Source organism: Flavobacterium limnosediminis JC2902 (genome assembly GCF_000498535.1).
Lineage (GTDB): Bacteria > Bacteroidota > Bacteroidia > Flavobacteriales > Flavobacteriaceae > Flavobacterium > Flavobacterium limnosediminis.
The window spans coordinates 38372-44428 of the sequence record NZ_AVGG01000016.1 but is presented as its reverse complement, the minus strand read 5'-3'; the positions used below and the strand labels follow the sequence as shown (position 1 = coordinate 44428).

7 protein-coding genes are annotated in these 6057 nt (G+C 33.4%); all 7 read left to right on the top strand.

Going from position 1 to position 6057, the window contains the following annotated elements; genetic code table 11:
• Positions 1 to 117 precede the first annotated feature (117 nt).
• The 7 genes from mnmE to FLJC2902T_RS10900 all read left to right on the top strand — a co-directional run bounded on the left by mnmE (position 118) and on the right by FLJC2902T_RS10900 (position 6055).
• Positions 118 to 1506: a tRNA uridine-5-carboxymethylaminomethyl(34) synthesis GTPase MnmE gene (gene mnmE / locus FLJC2902T_RS10930; protein WP_023579852.1), complete on the top strand. Its 1389-nt coding sequence runs from the start codon at positions 118 to 120 to the stop codon at positions 1504 to 1506.
• A gap of 257 nt (positions 1507 to 1763) precedes the next feature.
• On the top strand, positions 1764 to 2327 hold the full coding sequence (locus FLJC2902T_RS10925) for a helix-turn-helix domain-containing protein (protein ID WP_023579851.1): 564 nt from the start codon (positions 1764 to 1766) through the stop codon (positions 2325 to 2327).
• Positions 2320 to 3465: a tyrosine-type recombinase/integrase gene (locus tag FLJC2902T_RS10920; protein ID WP_035678418.1), complete on the top strand. Its 1146-nt coding sequence runs from the start codon at positions 2320 to 2322 to the stop codon at positions 3463 to 3465. Before FLJC2902T_RS10925 ends, FLJC2902T_RS10920 begins: the two co-directional genes overlap by 8 nt.
• Positions 3452 to 4432, top strand: a complete 981-nt coding sequence (locus FLJC2902T_RS10915) for a hypothetical protein (RefSeq protein ID WP_035678416.1) — start codon at positions 3452 to 3454, stop codon at positions 4430 to 4432. Before FLJC2902T_RS10920 ends, FLJC2902T_RS10915 begins: the two co-directional genes overlap by 14 nt.
• Positions 4433 to 4617: 185 nt before the next feature.
• Positions 4618 to 4962 (top strand): helix-turn-helix domain-containing protein, encoded by a 345-nt coding sequence (locus tag FLJC2902T_RS10910; protein WP_023579849.1) that lies wholly within the window; start codon positions 4618 to 4620, stop codon positions 4960 to 4962.
• Positions 4963 to 4983: 21 nt separating this feature from the next.
• Positions 4984 to 5421: a hypothetical protein gene (locus FLJC2902T_RS10905; RefSeq protein WP_035678414.1), complete on the top strand. Its 438-nt coding sequence runs from the start codon at positions 4984 to 4986 to the stop codon at positions 5419 to 5421.
• Positions 5402 to 6055, top strand: coding sequence for a hypothetical protein (locus FLJC2902T_RS10900; RefSeq protein WP_023579848.1), 654 nt, complete (start codon positions 5402 to 5404; stop codon positions 6053 to 6055). Before FLJC2902T_RS10905 ends, FLJC2902T_RS10900 begins: the two co-directional genes overlap by 20 nt.
• The last annotated feature ends 2 nt before the right edge of the window (positions 6056 to 6057 follow it).

Genomic DNA, 6057 nt, shown 5'->3' with positions numbered 1-6057 from the left:
TTACTCTTTACTCTTTACTCTTACTCAGCCACTCAGTTACTCAGTTACTCAGAAACTAAGCAACTCAGAAACCTAAAAACTTTGTACCTTTGCCGCTCTGTAACTTTGTAACTAAAAATGATTTCAAACGATACTATTGTAGCCTTAGCAACACCTTCCGGAGCGGGTGCGATTGCCGTAATCCGTATTTCGGGTAAAGATGCCATTGCCATTGCTTCGCTGGTTTTTCAGTCGGTTTCCGGCAAGGATATTACCAGACAAAAAACCCATACACTGCATTTAGGCCATATTGTTGACGGAAATAAAGTATTGGATCAGGTTTTGTTGTCTCTTTTTATCGGAACGAATTCCTACACAGGTGAAAATACAGTAGAGATTTCATGTCATGGTTCAACCTACATCCAACAGCAGATTATCCAATTACTGCTTCGTAAAGGTTGTCGCATGGCGCAGCCGGGTGAATTTACCTTACGATCGTTTTTGAATGGTAAAATGGACTTATCGCAAGCCGAAGCCGTAGCCGATCTTATTGCTTCTGATAATGAAGCCTCACATCAGATTGCCATGCAGCAGATGCGCGGCGGTTTCAGTACCGAGATTGCCAAACTGCGTGAAGAACTTTTAAACTTCGCTTCCCTCATAGAATTAGAATTGGACTTTGCAGAAGAAGACGTTGAATTTGCCGACCGTTCGCAATTCCATGATTTATTAAACCGAATCGAATTCGTCTTAAAACGTCTTATCGATTCATTTGCAGTAGGAAATGTAATCAAAAACGGTATTCCCGTGGCGATTGTTGGCGAACCGAATGTCGGGAAATCCACACTACTGAACGCCTTACTGAACGAAGAACGCGCGATCGTATCCGACATAGCCGGTACAACCCGAGACACTATCGAAGACGAATTGGTGATTGAAGGTATCGGCTTCCGATTTATCGATACGGCCGGGATTCGTGAAACCAAAGATGTTGTGGAAAGCATCGGTATCCGAAAGACCTTCGAGAAGATGGAACAGGCCCAGGTAGTGGTGTATTTGTTCGACAGTACTGATTTTAAGACAACAGGCTCACAACTTCAGAAGGAGATTGCTAAGATTCAGAATCAGTTCCCGCTAAAACCTTTGTTAATCATCGGAAATAAAGCCGATAAACTAACTGAAACGGAACAGGTTGAACTGAAAGCCTTAATACCAGACATCCTTTTAATCAGCGCCAAAGAGAATTTAGGTGTAGACGAACTGAAAAGTAAACTGCTTTCTTTTGTAAACACCGGTGCCCTACGCAACAACGAAACCATAGTAACCAACACGCGTCACTACGACTCTTTACTGAAAGCCTTAGAGGAAATCCAGAAAGTACAGTGGGGATTACAGAGCGGTATTTCTGCCGATTTGATGGCGATTGACATTCGTCAGGCGTTGTATTATTTCGGAGAGATTACGGGTCAGGTTACTAACGATGAACTGCTTGGGAATATTTTTGCTAATTTCTGTATCGGAAAATAATGTAAGTAAAAAATTATATAATTTTAATTAAAATTCCACAACAAACCCGCATTTTAAGTGGGTTTTTATTTGTTTACAATGTTTTACAATTAATTAATATTTTCCACGATTTTTTACTGATTTGTACCTCACTTGTACCTCGTTTAAATTTATTTGTTATCTTTGAAATTATTGGCGAAATTATGGCACTTATTTCACCTTAAATTACTTAACAACATAGGCAAATAAATCATAAGCTTGGTCAAATTATAGTCAAAATGAGCTCAAATCTTAACATTAAAAAAAGGTGTGAACATTGCAAAAATGAGTTTGTCGCCAAAACGACAAAAACAAGATATTGTTCCCTTAAATGTAATAGCAGACACTATAAAATACTTCATCAACAAAAGAGTATTAAAACCATAGAAAAAGCTACGGAACTAAAATTGCCTCCTTTAGAGGAAATCAATAAAAAAGATTTTCTAACGGTGAAGGAAACTGCCTTCATTTTAAATATGTCTGTTCGGACGGTATACAGATTGGTTGCAGAGAAGGAAATCAATTCATATAATTTTTCAATTCGGAAAATATTAATCAGACGAAAAGATATTGACAGTTATTTTGACATAAATCTGAATGGTACCAATATTGATAGAGACCATCTGAAAAAACTAATTACTTTAGAAAATTCTTATACTATAAATGAGGTTTTAAAAAAATATAATATTTCAAATGGTGCACTATATAGAATATTGAGCCGACTTGAAATTCCTAAAAAGAATTTTGGCAAACATGTACTAGTAAGAAAAGAGGACATCGATAAAATATTTGTAAATGACTAAAGTAACACTAAGGCAAAAATCTCTGAAGACAGACAAAGTGAGTCTATACTTAGATTACTACCCTCCTATCATTCATCCTGAAACGGGTAAAGAAACACGCCGTGAGTTTTTAAATTTTCATATCCTCAAGACTCCAAAAACTCAAGAAGAAAAAAAATACAATAGTGATACTTTGGAGCTTGCAAGTTTAGTCAAATCGAAGCGAGAGGTTCAGTTAAGAAACAAGGAGTTTGGATTCAAAGAGAATGTAAATTTAAGCGTCGATTTAGTAGGTTTTTATCAAGGCATTGTCGATGATTACTATAACAAAGGAAGCAAATCAAATTACAATTCATGGAAAGCATCTCTTAGTCACTTTAGTGAATTTTGCAATGGATTAGTGATGAGCAATCAGCTTGATTTGACATTCGTTAAAAGATATCGTAATTATCTATTAAATGCCGAGCTAAGACGCAATCTGGAAGAACCTAAGAAAATTTCACGAAATACAGCTTCATCTTACTTCAAAAATTTTGTTTCAGTTTTAAAATTAGCTTACAAACGAAATCTCATAGAAAAAAATCTGGCTGAAGATGCTGAGTTCATAAAGGAAGAAGAAACACACCGCGAATATTTAACCGAAGAAGAACTTGCGAAATTATGGAACACTCCCATAAAAATTGAAAAGGTAAAACACATGGCGTTGTTTTCGGCCTTAACAGGTTTGCGTTTTGTAGATATCAAAAACTTAGATTGGAAAAACATATACAGCGACAAACATCAGGGTAATTATATTCTGCTGAGAGAACAGAAAACACAATCCATTAAAAACCACCCAATCTCTGAAACCGCTTATAATATTCTAAAGTCACAGAATACAACTGAAGGTTTGGTTTTTGGAGATATAGAATATCCACAAATTACGAGACCTTTGAAATTGTGGCTTGAGGAATCCGGAATAAATAAAAAAATATCGTTCCATAATTTCAGACACAGCTATGCAACACTGCAATTAGCCAACGGAACCGACATTTATACCGTATCGAAATTACTCGGGCATAAGAATGTCTCAACAACACAGATTTACACCAAAGTATTAGACAAAAACAAAATTGAAGCTGCTAACCGAATTAATTTGAAATTGGATGGACTATCTTGACACATATAACAAATACTATAATCTTGCATTAGAAAATGGGGAGGCAATCGCAAGACAAAGCCTAGAATCATTAAAAAAAGAAAAACGCAATTCTAATTTTGCCTATAACAGAACATTAGAATTATTAGAAACACATTTGGGAGTGAATATTATTAGTAAGAATGAAAGCCTCACTAATCTTGAAAGGTATTTTGAAAATTCTCTAAGCAAATATGACGAAGATCATATTGAACTTGTTCTGAAAAATGAGATAACTGAATTTTACAACAAACTTTCAACAAATCAATTACCCCAGAACTATTCTTTCATATTAATGATAGAAGATTTAGCAAATTATAGAGGTTTAAAAGAAATTGCCAGGTTATTTAGGAACCAGAGTACTCTATATGACATGATGTATAAACTTAATGATTTTGGTCGTTTCAAAATTGAAAATTATGACAATATTCATTATGAAGACACTCCATTGTTCAATGAACTTAGAAAAAGACTTTATCCTTCAAATAATAACATAGAAACAATTGTAGACACATCAGAAAAACAAAAAAATACAAACGAAAATATAATGACTGATAACACGAAAAAAAATGAGGATTTTAGTGATATCGAAAAAGGGTTACTATTAATGACAACCTACAAAATACTTGAAGAATACAATAAAGACACTGAAGGGGCTTTAAAAATAGAATGCACAGAATTTTATAAGGTTTTATCTATTGTGAATTTGAATGATATATCCTCTTTAGCAGGTGATAATTATAAAAATTCATTTAATTATAGAATTCTAACATCTGGAATTGAATATGTAGACAAAGAACTTAAGACTCAAGATGCCATATTTGATATTCTTATTAGCAAAACTAAAAAATCAAAACTGAGAAGTGTAACGAAATATCTATCAAAAAAAAGCACATTACTTAAAGCAAAAATTGCTTTAAACGAAAAAAAAGCTAAAAACAGCAAATAACTTATTAATTTAAGCACACACTTTTTAATGTTTTTTTAAGATTAGCACCTACAAAAAATAATTTTTAAAATTAAAAAAAACACAAAACACAATTAATTACCTCAAAAACAATCGCTTACTTTTTTCAATATCACACACTTTAAAACACATATCACAACACCTTTTCTATACCGGAACTTTGAAACATGCAAAACAATCAATTTTACATGCTCTCCGATGAAGGTATAAAAGTACTCGTTGAGCAAATCACGGCAAACATTAAAAAAGAGTTGCAATTAACTCCAAACGCAACTCAGGAAGATGAATTTTTAACTATTGATGAGTTAACAAAACTTATCGGGCTAACCAAGGCTACCATATATGGTCACGTTCATCGTAACACGATTCCTTTTATCAAAAAAGGAAAGATGCTTCGTTTTTCTAAACAGGATATTCTAAACTGGTTACAAGATGGAAAAAGTAAATCAAAAAGCGATTTAGAAGCTCGTGCTGACGAGTATTTAGCTAAAAATCCACTGTTTAATCGTTAATCTAACGTAAAACTTACGCACATGGAAAAATATCTATATATCTGTCAGTATTGCGGCAAAGAGTACAAACCCAACAGAAGACGCAAGCAACGTTTTTGCAGCAACAGTTGTAGAACCAATGCATTCAACTTAAAAAACAAAAACAATTCCGTTCAAAAAACAGAGAACACGGGAATTGAAAACAAACCCCAGAAGGTTGAAAAAATGAGTTGGGCTGGAGTTGGTAATGCCGCTGCCGGAACGTTAGCTGTCAACTTCGTTACAAACTTACTTACTAGTGATGAGAATAAGCCGGCAACGAAAAAGGATCTTAATCAGTTAAAAAACTCATTAAATCTCAGATACCATAGAATATTGAATTTACAAAACGATCTCTATGGAAAGTTACCCTATTATGATATTGAAACAAAAACTGTTGTTTATTTAATTAATAAAAATCATGGAAGAACAAATAGATAAAGGATTTGTAAAGTTAAAGAGAACCTACTTGGAATGGGAATGGTATCAAGACGGCAATACATTTCGACTAATGATTCATCTTCTGCTAAAGTCAAATTATATATCAAAAAGATGGCAAGGAAACATCATAAATCCAGGTGAATTAATAACTTCATTGAACAATTTAAGTAAAGAACTCAAATTATCTGAAAATGTAATTCGCACCTCCTTAAATAAACTTAAAAAAACAGGTTATATAGTAACAAAAAGCACAAACAGGTTCACTAAGATAACTATCCTAAAATCAACAATATTCGACAAAATCAATTCCGTACATAACGAACAGAATAACAATCAATCAACAATCCGAACACAAACAACAAACAATCAACCCACAACAACTAATAAAGTAAATAAAGAAAAAGATATTAAAGAAAGAATAGATCTATTTCAAAAAGAAATTTTTCAATTCAAGAATAAATTTTCTATTGAAACTTTAAACTCATTTTTTAAATACTGGACTGAAGAAAACAGGCAAACTGGGCGGCTGAAATTTGAGAATGAAGAATTTTGGAACTTAGAGACCCGCCTTTCCAACTGGAAAACCTTTGGAACAAACAAGCCTGAAAAAAAACAAATAATTAAAAACAGATAAAT